Below are 17,783 nucleotides of genomic sequence, written 5' to 3' on the forward strand. Positions count from 1 at the left end.
GAGGATCTGCGGGGCGGCGTAAGGAGCGGTGGCGCGATGGCTCTAGCCAGTCGCGCTACCGCTCAGTAACATGCGCCGTGTGATCGACGGCATAGACCTCACCACCCTCGCGGTCCCGTTCTACGTGCTGTTCCTGGTGCTGGAACTGCTCTCGCTCCGGTTCTTCCCGGACCCGGGCGAGCAGGGCTACGCCGTCAAGGACACCGTGACGTCGCTGACGATGGGCATCGGCTCGATCGTCTGCAATCTGGGCTGGGCGCTGGTGACCGTGGCCGCGGTGGCCGGCGTGCACGCGGTGGCGCCGTGGCGGATCGGCGGTTCGCTGACGAGCTGGATCGTGCTCTTCGTGGCGTACGACTTCTTCTACTACTGGGAGCACCGGGCCAACCACCGCGTCCGGATCCTGTGGGCCTCGCACGTGGTGCACCACTCCAGCCGGCACTACAACCTGTCGACCGCGTTGCGGCAGACCTGGACCGGCGTCGGCAACACGGTGTTCCTGCTGCCGTTAGCCCTGGCCGGCTTCCCGTCGTACATGATCTTCGCGACCGCGTCGATGAACCTGCTGTACCAGTTCTGGATCCACACCGAGCGGATCGACAAGATGTGGCGCCCGGTGGAGTTCGTGCTGAACACGCCCTCGCACCACCGCGTGCACCACGGCTCCAACCAGGGCTATCTGGACAAGAACTACGGCGGCGTGTTCATCGTCTTCGACCGGCTGTTCCGGTCCTTCGAGCCGGAGGGCGAGCCGGTGCGGTACGGGCTGACGAAGAACATCGGCACGTTCAATCCGCTGCGGGTCGCAGTACACGAATACGCGGCGATCGCCCGGGACGTGCGCGGGGCGGCCGGTTGGCGGGCTCGGTTCGGGTACGTGCTGCGCGGGCCGGGCTGGTCACCGGCCGCCGGCGCCGCTGGAGCCACGAACGTCGCCTAAAACCCTTCGGCGGTAGCGGAACCGGCACATAGTGTGGTCTGCGTGTTGAGCGACGAACAACTGAAGGAGTTCGGCGAGCGCGGCTTCCTGGTCGTGCCCGGTGTGGTGGCGGCGGAGTTCGTGGCCGGCGCGCATCGGCGGATCGACGAGCTGATCGCGGCCGAACCGCCGTCCGAAGGCCATGTGGGGCACCACTTCTACTTTCCGCAGGCCGCGGGCGAGCCCGCGTTGACCGCGCCGCTGACGGCCGCCGGGCCGGACGGCGTCAGCGGTGGCGTCAGCGCTTTCGCGTACGCCGAGGCGCTGGCCGACCCCGGGCTGCTGGAGGCACCGGAACAAGTGCAGGTCGCGCTGAACATCCCGCCGTTCGCGCACCAGCCGGGCCGCCCGCACATCGACGCCGCGATCAGCGAGCCGACGCCGGGCTTCCAGCCGAACAGCTTCACGCTGCTGGCCGGCGTGTTCGTCACCGACCAGCTGACCGAGAACTCGGGGAACCTGTGGGTCTGGCCGGGCACGCACCGGACGCATGCGGAGTACTTCCGGGAGCGCGGCGTGGAGATGTACTGCGCGTACCCGGACATCGAACTGCCGGAGCCGGAACAGGTGACCGCGCGCGCCGGCGATCTGCTGCTGGCGCACTATCTGCTCGGCCACAACATCGGCGGGAACTACGCCTCGGAGACGACGCGGCGGATGCTGTACTACCGGATCAGCGGTCGCGGGCACGGCAAGGAGCCCGCGCGTATTCTCACCGAGCCTTGGTATGAATACGGACCTGTTCGGGCCCTGATTTAGTCATCAGGTACCGGCCAGCAGCTCCACCACCGGCGCCAGCTTCTCCAGGAACATCCCGTTCACCGCGATGTAGGAGATGCCGAGTTCGTCGCGGCGGCGGCGCAGCTTGTCGGCCATCTCCTGGGTGGTGCCGGTGAGGATCGACGGGGCGCCGTTCCGGATCAGTTCCTCGGGGTCGATGCCCATCTCACGGCTCAGGAAGGCGGGCAGGTCGGTGCCGACCCCGGCGATGTTGTAGTTGAGTTCGAGGTCGTCGAAGCGCGTACCGGCGATCGTCCGCAGCTCGGCGACCTTCGCGGCGAGCCCGTCCTCGGTCGTGCCCGGTGGCAGGCCGAGGGTGATGATGTCGGCCTCGGCGGCGGCCAGCTGGAACATCTTGCGTCCGGCCGCCGCCACCAGGATCGGCGGATGCGGCCGCTGGGCCGGCTTGAGCGGGGAGTGGCCGTTGGCCGCGGCGGCCATCTCCTCCTTCACGATGTGCAGCGCATCAGAGAGCTGTTTCACCCGCTCGGCCGGAGTGCCGAACCGCCGTTCCCGGTGCACGACCTCAGCCTCCGCGTCCGGCCGGCCGGCCCCCAGCCCCAGATCGAGGCGGCCCCCGGAGAGCAGGTCCAGGGCCAGCGCGCGCCACACGATCTCCGAGGGCGGGTAGAACGGCGCGGGCAGCACGAAGGTGCCGACGCGCAGCGTCTCGGTGGCCGTCGCGGCGGCCGCGAGGGCGGTGAACGGCTCCAGGGTGTTCATCGTGTCCGGGGCGAGCAGCGTGCTGTAGCCCAGGTTCTCGGCCTGCCGGGCCAGCCCCTGCCAGGCCTGGGCGGTCGGGGCCAGCGCCGCCACGACGGCGAAGCGGAAGGTGCGGGGATGCATGGGTGCTCCCTGAGTTGGAAGGTCTGGTGCCTGTCTGCCTGTCTAAGCCGATCGTGCCCCCGCCGGGGACCGGCGTGCGTCCGGCCAGGGGAGGTCTCGCGCGTACTCTGCGGGGAGTACACGACGTATCGTCTCCAGGGTGCTGGACTACGACCTCGAAGCCGCCCATTACGACCAGACCCGCGGCGGCGTGGCGCGGGCCAGAGCCGCGGCCGACGCGGTGCTGGAGCTGCTGCCCGCCGACTGCGCGGTGCTGGTGGACGTGGCGTGCGGGACGGGCATCGTGTCGGAGCTGCTCACGGCACCCGGCCGCACGGTGATCGGCGTGGACCCGGCAGCCGCGATGCTGGCCTTGGCGCAGCCGAGGCTCGGCGGCGGACGCGTAGTACGCGGCGACGCGACCCGGCTGCCGCTGGCGACCGGATCGGTGGACGCGGTGACGTTCATGTGGCTGCTACACCTGGTCGACGAGGCACTGGTGGCGTCGGCGATCGCGGAGGCGGCCCGGGTCCTGCGGCCCGGCGGCATGATGATCACAACGGTCGACAAGAACGCGGCCCAGTACGAGACGGACAGCGACGTCGGCGAGATCCTGCGCCTTGCGCGCAGGGAACTGGCGCCGCCGGCGAGCGACGATGTGGAACGCGTAGGCGAGCTAGCTGCCGCAGTGGGCCTGCAACCCGCGGGATTGGCCGGCTACGTGGGTCACGGGCAGGGACGGTCGCCGCGCGAGTGGGCCCGGCGGGTGCGCGAGGACATCGCCTGGACGCGCGGAGCAGACCCGGCACGAGTAGCAGAGATCTGCCGCGCGTTGGAGGCGCTGCCGGAGCAGGAGGTCAGGCGGGCGGATCCGGTGTACAAGGTCGCCGGGTTCCGACTGGGCGGAGACTAGCCGCTGAGCCGCCTGGCCGCCTGGCCGCTTTCATTCTGTTATGAGGCATTCACCCCTTTTACAAGTATCAGCGCGCCCACCGACAGCCCCGCCCCGCAGGAGTAACTCCAGCTACAACTTCCCCATAGCCGCCTCAAAGGCCTCGCGCACCGCGCCCAGCTTCGGGCTCCCGATCCGCTGGTCGATCTCCAGTGCGAGGCGGAAGCGCAGGGCCGCCTCGACGTGCTTGCCCTGGTCGTAGAAGCTGCGGCCGGAGTGGTGGGCCGCGGCGGCGACCAGGCGGTCGTCCTTCAGGTAGAGGGCCAGTTTCTCCGCGCGGTGGAACATGGTGTCGGCTTGGTCCCATTCGCCGCGCCATTGGCGGGCGTGGCCTACCAGGAGTTGGGCTCGGACCATGCGGCGGAGGTCGCCGGACATGTCGGCGGCGGCGAGGGTGAGTTCGGCTTCGAGGACGGCTTCGTCCAGGCGGCCCGCGATGCGGAGCAGGGTTGCGTACTCGGAGCGGGCGTCGGGGAGCTCCTCCAGGTCGAGGGCGGCCAGGGTGTCGATCCGGGTGGACAGTGCCGCGGGGTCGTCGGCGATCTCGCGCAGCGTCTCCGGGTCGGTACGGAAGTCAAGGCCCATGGGTCCATCCTGCGACGCAGAAGGGTCCTTACGCGACACCTATCCCATGGATTCTAAGGTTCTTCCCTTCGTTTCCCGTACGAAGTAGTACACAAAGGGGATGGAAATCGCGGCAGCGAGTGCGTAGAGGGTGTAGGCGCCGGACAGGCTCCAGCGGGACAGGGAGGGGAACGAGACCGTCACCAGCCAGTTCGCCAGCCACTGCGCGCTGGCCGCGACCGACAGCGCCAGGGCGCGGATGCGGTTCGGGAACATCTCGCCGAGCAGCACCCAGACCACGACGCCCCACGACATCGCGAAGAAGAACACGTAGGCGTTCGCGCCGATCAGGGCGATGACGCCCTGCGCCTTGGGCATGGTCGTCTTGCCGTTGACGTGGCTGCCGTAGGAGAACATCCATGCGCACACGCCCAGCGTGACGGCCATCCCCACCGAGCCGATCAGCAGCAGCGGACGCCGGCCGATCCGGTCCACCAGGGCCATCGCCAGGGCGGTGCCGGCGATGTTCACGACCGCGGAGATCATCGAGATCAGCAGCGAGTTGGAGGTGTTGATGCCGACCGACTGCCACAGCAGGGAGCTGTAGTAGAAGATCACGTTGATGCCGACGAACTGCTGGAACACCGACAGCCCGATCCCGATCCAGAGGACCGCCAGCAGGTTGCGCCGGTTCGGGGTCAGCAGGTCCACCAGCTTCGGTTTGACCTCGCCGGCCAGCTGCCGGCGGATCTCGGCGATCCGGCCTTCCACGTTGGCCCCGCCGCCCTCGACCTCGGTGAGCACCTCGCGGGCCCGGGCGTCGGCGCCGATCGCGACCAGGTAGCGCGGCGACTCCGGGATCATCGAGCTGAGCACGCCGTAGACGATCGCCGGCACCACCTCGGCGCCGAGCATCCAGCGCCAGGCCGCCAGGCCGCCAGGCCGCCCAGGTGGTCGGTGTTGGTGCCGCCGGCCGCCAGGTTGATCAGGTAGTTGACGACCGCGGAGATGGCGATGCCCAGCACGATCGCCAGCTGCTGGAAGGCGGTCAGCCGGCCGCGGAAGGCCGGCGGGGAGACCTCGGCGATGTAGGCCGGGCCGATCACCGAGGCGATGCCGATCGCGAAGCCGCCGACGACGCGCCAGATCGTCAGGTCCCAGGGCTGGTAGGAGAACATGCTGCCGACGCCGCTGATCGTGAACAGGACCGCCGCGATCTGCATGGCCCGGATCCGGCCGATGCGGTCGGCCATCCAGCCGCCGGCGATCGCCCCGGCCGCCGCTCCCGGCAGGGCCGCGGCGACCATGAAGCCGGTGGTGCCGCTGCCCACCTTGAAGTCGTGCTGGATGCCGGTGACCGCGCCGTTGATGACCGCCGAGTCGTATCCGAACAGGAATCCGCCCAGGGCCGCCGCCGCGGCGATGAACACGATGCGCGGCGCGACGCTGGGCCCCGCGCCGCCGGCCGCCGGTTGTGGGCCGCCGGGGCGGCCGGTCCTGGTCGTCATGCCCCTACCCCTGCCGCCGATCCCGCCAGGCGATGCGGCGATGCGCCCGATCGGGTGGTTGGCCTACCGTGGTCGCATGCTGAACGTGCCGCAGGAGATCCACGACGCGATCGTCGCCCACGCCCGCCGGGACCACCCGGACGAGGCCTGCGGAATCGTGGCCGGACCCGAGGGCTCGGACCGCCCCGAGCGCTTCGTGCCGATGACCAACGCCGAGCGCTCGCCGACGTTCTACAGCCTGGATCCGGCCGAGCAGTTCAAGGTCTGGCGGGAGATGGACGACCGGGACGAGGAGCCGGTGATCATCTACCACTCGCACACCTCGACCGAGGCCCACCCCTCGCGGACCGACATCAGCTACGCCTCTGAGCCCAACGCACATTACGTCCTGGTGTCCACGCGCGACACGGACAAACTCGGCGAGTTCCAGTTCCGCTCGTTCCGGATCGTCGAGGGGGTCGTGACCGAGGAGCCCGTCACGATCATCTGAAGGTATGTCCCCTGACGGGTCAGTCCGGATGCCGCCTCAGCCCGGCTGGATCAAGCTGGAGGCGTGAGTTCGACTGAGACGGTCACCCCGATCCAGAACGCCGTGAACATAGGGCCGGTGCTGACGCAACGGCTGCGCGACGTCGGCGTCACCACCCTGGACGAGGTCCGGGAACGCGGTGCCATCGAGGTGTGGCAGCTGATCGCCGACACCGCCGAGGGCAACGAGTGCGCGCACATGCTGCTGGCGCTGGAAGGCGCGCTGCGCGGCCAGCGCTGGACGTCGATCCCGCGCTCCGAACGCGACGCGCTGCTGGTCGAGGTCGGCCTGAAGGACGCCTCGGAACTGCGGGCGCCCAAGAAACGCTGAAACGGCCGGCGCGCCGAGCGCCGACCGCTTCGCGGCTGCTGGCGAAACGGGCAGACAGCCGCGCCGCCTCGCCTCGCCTCAGCCGGTGATCTTCCCCTGCTGCAAGTCCGCCCACACCGGCCCGTTGACGGCCCCGTCGGCCATCAGGTGCATCGCGCTCTGGTACTGCACCACCGCGCCGAACGTGTCCACGTCGAACTGGCCGGTGGCCTTCAGATCGATGTTCAGCGCCGAGGCCAGCGCCTGCTGGAGCCGCTTGACGTCCGCGGCGCTGCCCCCCTTGTGATGCTTGTCACCGCCGAAGGGACCGCCGGGCATGTTCGGCAGCGCGGCGGTCAGCGTGGGCTTGCTGCCCGCGGCGATCAGCGCCGTCTTGGTGCTGCGCCCCACCGAGCCGGACGGATCGGCCGGGTGGGCCTTGGCCTGGAACGCCGCGACCGCGGCCTGCGTGGCCTGGTCGAAGGTGCCGCTGACCGGGCCGTTGTAGACGCCGAGCTGCTTGAGCCGGCCCTGAAGCCACTTCACGTCGGCCCCGGAGTCGCCGAGCTGCATCACGCCGGGCGCGTGCTGGCTGGGCGAGCTCGCCGAACTGCTCGGCGAGGAGCTGGTCGAGGTGGTCGCCGACGCCGACGACGGCGCGGAGGAGCTGGGCGTCCCGGTCGGCGTGGTGACCGAGCCCTGGGCTCCGGTCGGCCCGGCGGAGGGGGTCGAGTGCCCGCCGAGCGTGATCAGCGAGACCACGATCACCAGCACCGCACCGGCCGCGACCCCGATGCCGATCTTCGCCCCGCGGCTGGCGCGGGGGCCGCGGCCGGGCTCGCCCGGGTAGTCCTCGGCGTAACCGCCGTCATAGGGCTCGGCATACGCCCCGCCGCCCCCGGCCTGGTAGTCGATCGGCTGGTCGTAGGCGGGCTGGTCGTACCCGGGCCGGCCGGCCGGGGCCCCGTAGTCGGCCGCGACCGGCGGCATGACCTGGGTGGCGTTCGGGTTGGCCCGCGCGGCGCCGCCCTCGGGGCGGTACAGGTGCTCGTACGGGTCGGGCTCAGGCGGCGCGCTCTGCGCCGGAATGGCTTGCGTCGCGTCGTCCCGCGACGGCAACTCCCAGGTCATCGCGCCTTCGGACGGCGGCACGCCGGCCCCGCCCCGGCCGCCCGCGCCGACGGATGCCCCGGCGTAGGCCTGGGAAGGATCGGACACGGTACCTGAAGTCGGAACCGACATCTCGCCGCAATTCGGGCAATAGCGGGCACCCGGTGTTTTCGGCAGGACGGTCCCGCAGTGCTGACAAGACTCCATGGTTCTCGGAACCCCCTCGGGCAGACCCGCCCACTGTAGAACAACCAAGCAAAGCCCGTATGCGCTCTGACGTTCCGGCCCAGGCCGCGGCATGCCCCAGAGGCGGTTCTTGACCCAGACTTGGCCTGTGCTTTGCCATCGGCGACGCCGCTACCAGCGCGACGCGGCACCGACCAGCCGGTCCCGCACCCGGGCCACGCCTTTGGAACGGGCCCGCTGACCACGGACCGCGACGAACAACGTCCGGATCGGCGGCACCTCCGGCTCGTCGAGCAGCACCAGCGTCCCGGCCTGCAACGCCGGCGCGCACAACGGCCGGGGCAGCACCGCGATCCCGTAGCCCTGGACCGCCGCATCGAGAACGCCGCGCAGGTCGGGGATGACCAGCGCGGCGTCGGAAGGGGGTTCGGCCTCGAATACCGAGGACCAGTAGAGCCGTATATAGGGCAGGTCCTCGGCGAGATCCAGTACCGGCACCGGCGTATGGCCTGTGCGGTTGAACGGCTCAGTACGGTTGAACGGCCCTGTGTGGTTGAACGGCTCTGTGTGGTTGAACGGCTTCCACCGCGGGGCACCGACGAGGGCGTACTCCTCGTCGGCGAGCGGCAGCACGGTGACACCTGGCAGTCGGGGCGGGACGGCGCTCAACGTCAGGTCCAGGCGCCCGGCGGCCAGCAGCGCGACCAGTTCCTCGCTCTGCCCGCCGGCCACGACAACGCGAAGGCCCTCGTCCATCAGCGGAGCGAGGGCCGGGAGCAGGAGCGTCGTGGTGAGGCTGGCCGGACAGCCGAGGCGGACCACCGCGTGCGAGCCGGAGTCCGGGATCAGCGTCTCGTGCGCGACCGCCGTGAGCGCGTCCAGATGCGGTGCCACGGCGCGGGCCAGTTCGTCGGCGGCGGCCGTGGGGGCGACGCCGCGCGGCAGCCGCACGAACAACTCGCGGCCGACACGCTGTTCCAGGGTCCTGATCTGCGCGGTCACCGCGGGCTGGGACACGCCGAGGTCCGCGGCGGCCCGAGTCAGCGAGCCGGCGCGGTGAACGGCGAGGAACGTCCTCAGCAGCGCGAGATCCATCCCCGCCAGGATAGGCGCGGTTCCGTCAGGCGAATCAGGGTTTTTCGGCTCTATGAATCAGGCCCCTGGAACACCTCGACTGCCAGTCCCCGAGTGCAGCACCGCCAGCGCCGCGTCCAGCAGTATCCGCGCGAGCTCCGCGCCGTCCGGATAGTCCGCCGGACCCGGCAGGCCCGCCGCGGCCTCCGCGGCCGCCTCCAGGTCCGGCAGCGCCGGATCGGCGGCCGGTTCGGCCCGCCGCGCGACCATGAAGCCCTGCGAGATCGCGCCGAACGCCGCCGCGGCACGCACGTAGTCGGCCGGCCGGGGGTCGGGCCCGGCCAGCTGCCGCACGACGTCCCGCCGCAGCTGTACCGACCGCTCCACGAGTTCGGCGGCGGCCAGCGAGGAGTGGTCGTTGGCGACCAGTTGGAAGACGGCGCGGTGCCGGTACAGCAGATCGATGTACGACCGCAGCAGTTCCTCCGGCGGCGGATCGGCGTGCACCATCGTCTCGAACTCGTCGATCAGCGGCTGCGTGACCGACTTCAGCAGCTCCTGTTTGGACGCGTAGTGGTAGTACAGCGCCGCCTTGGTGATGCCGAGCCGGTCGGCGATCTCGCGCAGCGATGTCTTCTCGTATCCGTGCAGGACGAACAGTTCCAGCGCGACCTGCTGGATGCGTTCCTTGGTTCCGCCGGCGTCCGGCGCGGCCTTCGTGTGCGTATACAACGATTGCACCGATTCCGGCTGTGAGTTGCGTCTCAGGATGCTCCAAGAGGGGCTATCCCCGAAGCTCAGCCTACTTGCCGCACGGTAAGTTTGTGAAAGTAAGCACAAGACATTCCCACCCGCCACCCACCGCCGCCCGTTATTGAGGCGCTACGCACCGCTGCACTTATTTAGTTGAAATCGAACCGCCCTCAGGAGTTCGCCCATGTTCGGACGACTCGGACGCTTCGTCGTCCACAATCCCTGGAAGATCATCGCTGGCTGGATCATCGCGGCCGTGGCGCTCGTCGCCCTCGGCCCGAGTTTGTCTAGCGTCACCAACGACAACCAGTCCTCCTTCCTGCCCTCCAAGTACGAGTCGGTACAGGCCAAGAACGCCCTGGACGCGGCGTTCCCCTCGGCCACCGGCCAGGTCGCCACCATCGTGATCCGCCCGGTCGGGGACGGCACGCTGTCCACGGCCGAGCAGCAGAAGGTCTCCGACCTGGCCACGACGCTGACCGATGACCACATCACCGAGGTGGCCGGGGTGCAGGCCGGTCAGGTCGCGCCGAAGCAGACCGCGCAGCTGATGTTCGCCAAGCTGACCGCCGACGAAGGCGATCAGACCGGGAGCAGCAACGCCGTCAAGGCGCTGCGCGCGGACCTGGCGAACAAGCTCAACGGCACCGGCATGAAGGCCGAGGTGACCGGCGACGCGGCCATGGGCCTGGACACGTCGGACTCCTCGAACAAGGCCACCAGCATCGTCATGATGGCCACCCTGCTGCTGATCATCGTCCTGATGGGCTTCATCTTCCGCGGCGTCATCGCGGTGCTGCTGCCGATCCTGTCGGTGTTCCTGGTGATGATGGTCTCGCAGCCGGTGATCGCCTTGATGGCCAAGGGGTTCGGCCTGCACGTGCAGTCGTTCCTGGAGATCATGCTGGTCGTGGTGCTGTTCGGCATAGGCACCGACTACATCGTCTTCCTGCTGTTCCGACTCCGTGAACGGCTGCGGGCCGGGGACACGATCCAGGAGGCGGTGGCGACCACCGTCGAGCGCGTCGGCGAGGCCATCGCCTCGGCCGCGGCCGCGGTCATCATCGCGTTCTGTGCTCTGGGCCTGGCCACCTTCAAGGCCTTCACCTCGCTCGGCCCGGCGCTGGCCATCGCCGTCGCGGTGATGCTGCTGGCCGGTCTGACCCTGGTCCCGGCGCTGATGGTGAAGCTGGGCACGAAGATCTTCTGGCCCGGCAAGAAGTGGCGCCGGATCCCGGCCGCGGGCCCGGCCCGCAAGGTGGGCAACCTGGTCGGCAAGCGGCCGGCGGCGGTGGCCCTGGTGGCGTTCGTCATCATGGCGGGCCTGGCGGTCGGCGCGGTCGGCTTCAAGGCCGACTACGACCAGCAGTCGCAGCTGCCGGCCGGGGTGGAGTCCACGATCGCGATCAACGACATGCAGAAGGCCGGGTTCGCCCAGGGCGCCACGTCCGCGACCGACGTGATCGTCAGCTCCACCGACGGCAAGCCGCTGGACCACACCCGGGTCCAGGCCTACGCCGACGGCCTGGGCTCGGCCTCGCCGCAGCTGGGCGGCCTGATGCCGTTCCCGGTCAAGCCGGGCTCGCCGGCCGGCACCAAGGGCGACACCGTGCAGTACAACCAGGACGGCACGGCGGCGCACATCCAGGTGCTGACCAAGGACTCGCCGTTCGCGTCGTCCTCGATGAGCGCGGTCAACGGCCCGTTGAAGGACCTCGCGCACAGCTCGGCCCCAGCCGGGAGCAAGGCGCTGGTCGGCGGCGGCACCGCGGCGCTGGCCGACATCCAGTCGGCGAACAACTCCGACCTGGCGCTGATCCTGCCGGTGGCCGGCCTGCTGATCTTCCTGGTGCTGGCGCTCCAGCTGCGGGCCCTGGTCGCGCCGCTGTACCTGATGGTGGCCGTGGGTCTGGGCTACACCGGAACGCTGGGCGCCTCGGTGCTGATGTTCCAGAACATCCAGAACAAGCCCGGCATGATGTTCATGCTGCCGGTCATGGTCTACCTGTTCGTGGTGGCGATCGGCACCGACTACAACATCCTGATGATCTCCCGGCTCCGCGAGGAGGCCCGCGAGGGCAACGCGCCGAGGCAGGCGGCGGCGCTGGCCGTCGAGCACGCCGGGCCCTCGGTCGCCTCGGCCGGCCTGATCCTGGCCGGCACCTTCGCCTCGCTGATGCTGGGCGGGCTGTCGATGATGCAGCAGATCGGGTTCGCGGTGTCGTTCGGCATCAGCATCGCGGCGTTCATCATGTCGATGTTCCTGGTCCCGGCGGTCACCGCGCTGATGGGCGCGAAGGCCTGGTGGCCCGGCCACAAGGGGGTCGCCTCGCACTCCGGCGACACCGGCCGGCCGCGGATCAGCGACCTGGACGACGAGATGGTGGGGGCCGGCTCCCGTAGCTGAGGACGGCTGCGGCCAGCAATGTATCGCGGCGCAAAGCGCCCCCTTAACGGACGGTGGTGGGAGACGGGTGGGCATACCCGCATGACGGTTCCACTGCCATAACGAAATCGAGGACTCCGCTGTCGCCGCAGGTGACAGCGGAGTCCTCGATTTATGCTCGAAGCATGCCGATATTCGATCGCGCCCACACGGACGACCTCCTGTCGTTCCTCGCCGCGTCCCCGACGCCGTACCACGCGGTCGCGAACGCGGCCGCCCGCCTGGAGGCCGCCGGGTTCCGCCAGCTCAGGCAGGCCGCTGCCTGGGACCGCGCGGAGGGCGGCGGGTTCTACGTGATCCGCGGCGCGGCGATCATCGCCTGGTACCTGCCGGCCGGCGCCCCGGCGCACGCCGGCTTCCGCGTGGTCGGCGCGCACACCGACTCCCCCAACCTGCGGGTCAAGCCGCTGCCGGACACCGGCTCGGCGGGCTTCCGGCAGGTGGCGGTCGAGCTGTACGGCGGGCCGCTGCTGAACTCGTGGCTGGACCGGGACCTGGGCCTGGCCGGGCGGCTGGTGCTGCGCGGGGGCGACGCCACGCTGGTGCACGTCGACCGGGCGCTGATGCGGGTGCCGCAGCTGGCGGTGCACCTGGACCGCGGGGTGAACGACAACGGGCTGCTGCTGGACAAGCAGCAGCACCTGACGCCGGCCTGGGGGCTGGGGCCGATCGAGGACGGCGCGCTGCTGGAGTTCGCGGCGAAGGAGGCCGGGGTGTCGGCGGCCGACGTGCTCGGCTACGACCTGATGCTGCACGACGTCACGCCGCCGACGTATCTGGGCCGCGACTTCGAGCTGATCGCGGCACCGCGGATGGACAACCTGGTCTCGGTGCACGCCGGGGTGCAGGCCCTGGTAGCAGCGGCCGGCGCGGCCGCCGCGGGCGATCCCCTCTCGGCCATCCCGGTCCTGGCCGCGTTCGACCACGAGGAGGCCGGCAGCGAGTCGGACACCGGGGCCGGCGGACCGCTGCTGGGCAACGTCCTCAGCCGGGTGGCGCAGGCCCAGCTCGGCGGCAGCACGGACGACTACGCGCGGGCCCTGGCCGCGACCGTGGTGATGTCCAGCGACATGAGCCACGCGGTCCACCCCAACTACCCCGAGCGCCACGAGCCCGGCCACCGGCCCCGGCTGAACGGCGGCCCGGCGCTGAAGACCAACGTCAACCAGCGCTACGCCACCGACGGCCTCGGCCGCGCGATCTGGACGGACGTCTGCGAGCGCGCGGGCATCCCGACGCAGTACTTCGTGGGCAAGAACTCGATGCCGTGCGGCACCACGATCGGCCCGATCACGGCGGCCAAGCTCGGGGTGACGACGTTCGACGTGGGCATCACGTCGCTGTCGATGCACTCGGCGCGGGAGATGGGCGGCGCGGACGATCCGCACCTGCTGGCCTCGGCGGCGGCGGCTTTCTTCGCGGGGTAGGGCTTACCGCGCGCCGTTCCACGGGGCGGAGGGCTTACCGCGCGCCGTTCCGCAGGGCGGAGGGCTTCCCGTGCGGCGTTCCGCAGGGCGGAGGGCTTCCCGTGCGGCGTTCCGCGGGGCGGAGGGCTCAGCCGCCTGTCGGTGGCGCGCGGTACACATATATAAGGGGCGAATCATTTCTCTTAGTATGAAATGACTCACATCGCCGCGCGTCAGCGCAGGACATACCAGGTCGGCCCGGCCACGAGCAGAATCGCGGCGAACCAGGCCGCCGGGCCGATGAGCCGTTCGGCGAGGTTCGGCGTGGCAGCCCGCAGCAGGCGCTGGACCCGGTCCAGGGTCGGGGTCGCGGGCGGCACCGAGGCCGAGGTCGAGGCCGCCGTTTTGGCACCCGGGTTCATGCGCTGATTCGGCACCGGCCCGGCGGTCCCGCCGATGGCGACCAGCGCCCGGGCCAGCGCCGGGCGGCCGGCGCTGCGCGCCGCGTGGTCGTCGGCCAGCATCTCGACCAGGCCGGTGACCGCGGCGGTCGCGCGGCGGGCCGGGGGCAGCGGCAGCGCCGACTCCCAGGCGACAAAGGGCTGGACCACGAGCTCGTGGCGCCAGCGCGCGTGGGCCCGCTCGTGCGCGAGGACCGCTTCGAGCTCGTCGGGCGCCAGGGCGGCGATCGTGCCCTCGGTGATGACGATGCGCGGACGCGTGCCGGGCAGGCAGTAGGCAGCGGGCGCGGCGTGTTCCAGGACGCGGAGTTGCCGGTCGGCGTGCTCGGCGGCGAGGTCCACGGCGTCGCGCTGGCGTCGCAGGTCGCGCTCTATGCGCAGCGCTGAGAGCAAAGTCACGCCGACCAGCCGGACGGTCAGCACCGCGGCCAGAGCCAGGGCGATCTCCTGCGCCAAGCCGAGCGAGGCGGGCACTCGCAGGTGAAAGGCGTCGCGCCACAGGACGACCAGGCCGGTCCGCAAGTGCCGGTCCAGCGGCGCCACCCCGACGGCCAGCGGCGCGCCGATCAGGGACAGGCCACCGGCGATGCCGACCGCCTGCCACAACGCGATCGCCGCCCGCGCATGGCGCCGAGGCCAGGAAGCACGAGCCAAGAACACCGGTACCGGCCACGCCAACAGAATCGCCAGAACAGCCAACGGCCAGGCGTCAGCGAACATGATCCGCCGCCCGCGGGCCGGTGATCCACAGGCCCGGAGCTATTGGCGCTGAGGCGATTGAGGACGTGCTCATCGCGACAAGTTTCTCAGACCTGCCGCGCTACTCCTCCAACTCCGCCAGCGCCGCCCGCAGCAGCGCGGCCTCCTCGGCCGACACCGCCCCGGCGAACCGCACCAGCGCCGAGCGCCGGTCCTCGGTCGTCTCCAGCACCGCGAGCATCGAGGAGGCGATCACGTCGTCCCGGGTCCGGGCCGCGCGGTAGCGGTGGGCGCGGCCGGCGCGCTCGCGCGTGACGAAGTCCTTGCGGCGTAGGCGATCCAGCACCGTCAGCACCGTGGTGGTGGCCAGTTCCGCCGTGCCGTCCCGGGCCGCCAGGCGCTCCACGATCTCCTGCGCGGTGGTTCCGTCGGGGGCGTTCCACAGGACGTCCATCACCGCGCGCTCCAGTTCGCCCAGTCGTGGGGGGCCGCCCGCGCGCTCGTTCGCCATGGGGTTACTCTACAACCGGTAGAACTTCTACGGATCGTAGAACTTTGGGAGTCGCCCATGCTCGGCAGCACGCTCACCGACGCCAGAGTCGAGACCGGGTTCTCGCTGGCGTTCCACATCGTCTTCGCGGTCTTCGGGGTCGGCCTGCCCTGGTTGCTGCTGTTCACCGAGGGCCGCTGGCTGAAGACCGGGGACGCCGTCTGGCTCGCCCTGACCCGCAAGTGGTCCCGGGTGATGGCGGTGCTGTTCGCCATCGGCGCGGTGTCCGGGACCGTCCTGTCCTTCGAGTTCGGGCTGCTGTGGCCGGCGTTCATGGCCCGGTACGGCGGCGTGCTCGGGCTGCCCTTCACGCTGGAGGCGTTCGCCTTCTTCGCCGAGGCGATCTTCGTCGGCCTCTACCTGTACGGCTGGAAGCGCCTGTCGCCGCGCGCGCACTGGCTCACGCTGTGGCCGATCGCGATCTCCGGCACGCTGTCCACCTTGTTCATCGTGACCGCCAACTCCTGGATGAACGTCCCGACCGGCGTCAAGGAGGTCGGCGGCAAGGTGGTCTCGGCCGAGCCGCTGGCCCCGCTCACCGGCCCCGGCGCGCTGCCGGAGTCGCTGCACATGCTGCTCGCCGCGATCATGTGCACCGGCGGGGTGGTCGCCGCGGTCTACGCGGTCGGGATGCTGCGCGGCCGGCGTGATGCCTACCACCGCCGCGGCTTCCGGGTCGGGCTGGTCGCGGTGCTGGCCATGGCCCCGCTCCAGTTGGTGGTCGGCGACCTGGCCGCGCGCGTGGTGGAGAAGTACCAGCCGGCCAAGCTCGCCGCGATGGAGGCGCTGACCCACACCCAGAGCCACGCGCCGCTGACCCTCGGCGGGATCTACGACCCGAACACCGGCAAGACCCGGTTCGGCATCGAGATCCCCGACGGCCTGTCGCTGCTCACGGGATTTCGCACCGACAAGACCATCCGCGGCCTGGACATCCTGCCGGCGAAGCAGCAGCCTGCGACGCCGGTGGTGCACCTGGCCTTCGACACGATGGTGGCCGGCGGTATGGCGATCCTCGCTCTGGCGGCGCTGCTCACGGTCGTGGCGCTCTGGCGGCGGCGCAAGGGAATCCGCCCCCTGATTCCGCTGACCCGGCCCTGGTTGCTGGCCGGCGCGCTCACCGGCCCGGCCGCGATGGCCGCGATGCTGGCCGGGTGGGAGGTCACCGAGGCCGGGCGGCAGCCGTGGATCGTCTACGGCCGGATGACGGTCCGCCAGGCGGCCACCACCAGCGGCGGCATCGGCTGGTCGCTGATCGCGACCATCATCGTCTATCTGGGGCTGGCCACGGCGCTGCTGCTGATCCTGCGCCGACTGGCCACCGGCGCCCCGCCGGAACTCGGCAGCGGGACCGAGAGCCCCGATCCGCAGGGCCCTGAGTCCGACTCGCAGGACCCTGACGCCGACACTGACCCCGGCCCCGACTCCGACACCCGCCCCGGCACCGGCGCCCAGCAGCCCGCGCGAAGCCCCGAACTGGAAGGAGCGGCCCGATGACCGCGGTCAACCTGCTGCTGGGCGTGATCGTCTGCGCCCTGGCCGCCTACGCCCTGCTGGCCGGCGCGGACTTCGGCGCCGGGGTCTGGGACCTGCTGGCCCGCGGCCGCCACGCCGACCGCGAGCGCGGCCTCATCGCGCACGCGCTCGGCCCGGTCTGGGAGGCCAACCACGTCTGGCTGATCTTCGTGATCGTCGCGACCTTCAGCGGCTTCCCGACCGCGTTCGGCATCATCGCCCGCGGCCTGGAACTGCCGTTGGCCCTGGCGCTGGCCGGGATCGTGCTGCGCGGGGCGGCGTACGTCTACCGCGCCTACGGCGAGGGCGCCGCCGGACCGGAGAGCCTGTGGAGCCGGGTCTTCGCGGTGGCCTCCTCGATCACCCCGTTCATGCTCGGCGTCAGCGGCGCCGCGCTGGCCACCGGCAAGATCACCGCGACGTCCGGCCCGCTGACCCCGTTCGACTCCGCCTTCACGCTGGTGGCCGGCGCGTTCACGGTCGTCGTGACCGCGTTCCTGGCCGCCGTCTACCTCTGCCACGACGCCGGCTCCGAGACCGCCACCGAAGACCTGGTCCCCGCCTTCCGCCGCAAGGCGCTCGGCGCGGCCGGCCTGGCCGGGGTCGTCAGCCTGGCCCTGCTGCCGCTGCTGTACCGGGACGCGCCGACCGTCGCGCACCGCTTCACCGACCGCTCGATCCCGTTCGTGGCGGTGGCGGTGGTCTGCGGCTTCGGCTCGATCGCGGTGATCTGGAAGCGACACTACGTCCTGGCCCGCGCCACCGCGGCGACGGCGGTGATCGGCGTGCTGCTCGGCTGGGCGGTGGCTCAGTACCCGGACTTGGCGGTGGGCACCGCGACGGCGCGCGACTCGGCCGCGGGCCCGGCCAACCTGCACGCCCTGCTGATCGCGATGGGCTTCGGCCTGGTGGTCATCCTTCCAGCCTTTTACCTGCTGTTGAAGGTCTTCTCAGGGCCCGAAATCCCTCCAGTGGTACAGGGCGCGCAAACTAAGTAAAGGAGACACCAAGAACACCCGTGCGAGTGCCAAGAGGCGGTCAAGATCCGCACCGGATCGTTTTAACCACCTTCCGCACCTGTTCGCCCTTGCGGTTGGCTCGCTGTGCCACCGAACATCCGCCGAACGCAAGGAGACA

At 70.7% G+C, this 17,783-nt stretch carries 16 protein-coding genes and 1 pseudogene; 9 read left to right on the plus strand and 8 right to left on the minus strand.

All coding sequences use genetic code 11. From position 1 onward, the window contains the following. Nucleotides 1-70 precede the first annotated feature (70 nt). On the plus strand, nt 71-940 hold the full coding sequence (locus IZR01_RS11610) for a sterol desaturase family protein (protein WP_194923805.1): 870 nt from the start codon (nt 71-73) through the stop codon (nt 938-940). A 42-nt stretch (nt 941-982) separates the two neighbouring features. After that, on the plus strand, nt 983-1,738 hold the full coding sequence (locus tag IZR01_RS11615) for a phytanoyl-CoA dioxygenase family protein (protein WP_194923806.1): 756 nt from the start codon (nt 983-985) through the stop codon (nt 1,736-1,738). Between the two features lie 3 nt (nt 1,739-1,741). Here IZR01_RS11615 and IZR01_RS11620 read toward each other — a convergent pair whose 3' ends face one another. Then, nucleotides 1,742-2,605 (minus strand): TIGR03621 family F420-dependent LLM class oxidoreductase, encoded by an 864-nt coding sequence (locus IZR01_RS11620; protein WP_194923807.1) that lies wholly within the window; start codon nt 2,603-2,605, stop codon nt 1,742-1,744. Between the two features lie 139 nt (nt 2,606-2,744). On the opposite strand from IZR01_RS11620, the gene IZR01_RS11625 reads away from it, so the two are divergent. Then, nucleotides 2,745-3,497: a class I SAM-dependent methyltransferase gene (locus IZR01_RS11625; RefSeq protein ID WP_194923808.1), complete on the plus strand. Its 753-nt coding sequence runs from the start codon at nt 2,745-2,747 to the stop codon at nt 3,495-3,497. A gap of 111 nt (nt 3,498-3,608) precedes the next feature. On the opposite strand, the gene IZR01_RS11630 is transcribed toward IZR01_RS11625, so the two are convergent. Together IZR01_RS11630 and IZR01_RS54180 are read right to left on the minus strand one after the other, a co-directional pair. Continuing rightward, entirely contained in the window at nt 3,609-4,121 is a 513-nt protein-coding gene (locus IZR01_RS11630) for a tetratricopeptide repeat protein (protein ID WP_194893591.1), read from the minus strand. Nucleotides 4,122-4,160: 39 nt separating this feature from the next. Further along, nucleotides 4,161-5,608 (minus strand): annotated as a pseudogene (locus IZR01_RS54180) (sugar porter family MFS transporter). Between the two features lie 76 nt (nt 5,609-5,684). Here IZR01_RS54180 and IZR01_RS11640 point away from each other — a divergent pair. Both IZR01_RS11640 and IZR01_RS11645 read left to right on the plus strand, forming a co-directional pair. Next, the gene (locus IZR01_RS11640) at nt 5,685-6,098 is read left to right on the plus strand and encodes a M67 family metallopeptidase (RefSeq protein WP_194893593.1); all 414 of its coding nucleotides are present in this window, start codon (nt 5,685-5,687) and stop codon (nt 6,096-6,098) included. 63 nt (nt 6,099-6,161) lie between these two features. Beyond that, entirely contained in the window at nt 6,162-6,467 is a 306-nt protein-coding gene (locus IZR01_RS11645) for a TfoX/Sxy family DNA transformation protein (RefSeq protein WP_194893594.1), read from the plus strand. Between the two features lie 78 nt (nt 6,468-6,545). Here IZR01_RS11645 and IZR01_RS53175 read toward each other — a convergent pair whose 3' ends face one another. The 3 genes from IZR01_RS53175 to IZR01_RS11660 all read right to left on the minus strand — a co-directional run bounded on the left by IZR01_RS53175 (nt 6,546) and on the right by IZR01_RS11660 (nt 9,548). Beyond that, nucleotides 6,546-7,664: a peptidoglycan-binding protein gene (locus IZR01_RS53175; RefSeq protein WP_194893595.1), complete on the minus strand. Its 1,119-nt coding sequence runs from the start codon at nt 7,662-7,664 to the stop codon at nt 6,546-6,548. Nucleotides 7,665-7,913: 249 nt separating this feature from the next. After that, a complete protein-coding gene (locus tag IZR01_RS11655) occupies nt 7,914-8,837 on the minus strand; it encodes a LysR family transcriptional regulator (RefSeq protein ID WP_194893596.1) in 924 nt (307 codons plus the stop codon). A 57-nt stretch (nt 8,838-8,894) separates the two neighbouring features. After that, the gene (locus IZR01_RS11660; protein ID WP_194893597.1) at nt 8,895-9,548 is read right to left on the minus strand and encodes a TetR/AcrR family transcriptional regulator; all 654 of its coding nucleotides are present in this window, start codon (nt 9,546-9,548) and stop codon (nt 8,895-8,897) included. Nucleotides 9,549-9,753: 205 nt separating this feature from the next. Here IZR01_RS11660 and IZR01_RS11665 point away from each other — a divergent pair, with 205 nt between their 5' ends. Together IZR01_RS11665 and IZR01_RS11670 are read left to right on the plus strand one after the other, a co-directional pair. After that, nucleotides 9,754-11,976, plus strand: a complete 2,223-nt coding sequence (locus tag IZR01_RS11665) for an MMPL family transporter (RefSeq protein WP_194893598.1) — start codon at nt 9,754-9,756, stop codon at nt 11,974-11,976. Between the two features lie 164 nt (nt 11,977-12,140). Beyond that, nucleotides 12,141-13,442 (plus strand): M18 family aminopeptidase, encoded by a 1,302-nt coding sequence (locus IZR01_RS11670; RefSeq protein ID WP_194893599.1) that lies wholly within the window; start codon nt 12,141-12,143, stop codon nt 13,440-13,442. A gap of 212 nt (nt 13,443-13,654) precedes the next feature. Here IZR01_RS11670 and IZR01_RS11675 read toward each other — a convergent pair whose 3' ends face one another. Further along, complete coding sequence (locus IZR01_RS11675; protein ID WP_194893600.1) at nt 13,655-14,602, minus strand: M56 family metallopeptidase; 948 nt, start codon at nt 14,600-14,602, stop codon at nt 13,655-13,657. 100 nt (nt 14,603-14,702) lie between these two features. After that, a complete protein-coding gene (locus IZR01_RS11680) occupies nt 14,703-15,092 on the minus strand; it encodes a BlaI/MecI/CopY family transcriptional regulator (protein WP_194893601.1) in 390 nt (129 codons plus the stop codon). 57 nt (nt 15,093-15,149) lie between these two features. Here IZR01_RS11680 and IZR01_RS11685 point away from each other — a divergent pair, with 57 nt between their 5' ends. Both IZR01_RS11685 and IZR01_RS11690 read left to right on the plus strand, forming a co-directional pair. Continuing rightward, nucleotides 15,150-16,628: a cytochrome ubiquinol oxidase subunit I gene (locus IZR01_RS11685; protein WP_228559248.1), complete on the plus strand. Its 1,479-nt coding sequence runs from the start codon at nt 15,150-15,152 to the stop codon at nt 16,626-16,628. Continuing rightward, nucleotides 16,625-17,644, plus strand: coding sequence for a cytochrome d ubiquinol oxidase subunit II (locus IZR01_RS11690; RefSeq protein ID WP_194893602.1), 1,020 nt, complete (start codon nt 16,625-16,627; stop codon nt 17,642-17,644). Before IZR01_RS11685 ends, IZR01_RS11690 begins: the two co-directional genes overlap by 4 nt. Nucleotides 17,645-17,783: the final 139 nt, after the last annotated feature.

It is taken from the genome of Catenulispora pinisilvae (assembly GCF_015356865.1).
Lineage (GTDB): Bacteria > Actinomycetota > Actinomycetes > Streptomycetales > Catenulisporaceae > Catenulispora > Catenulispora pinisilvae.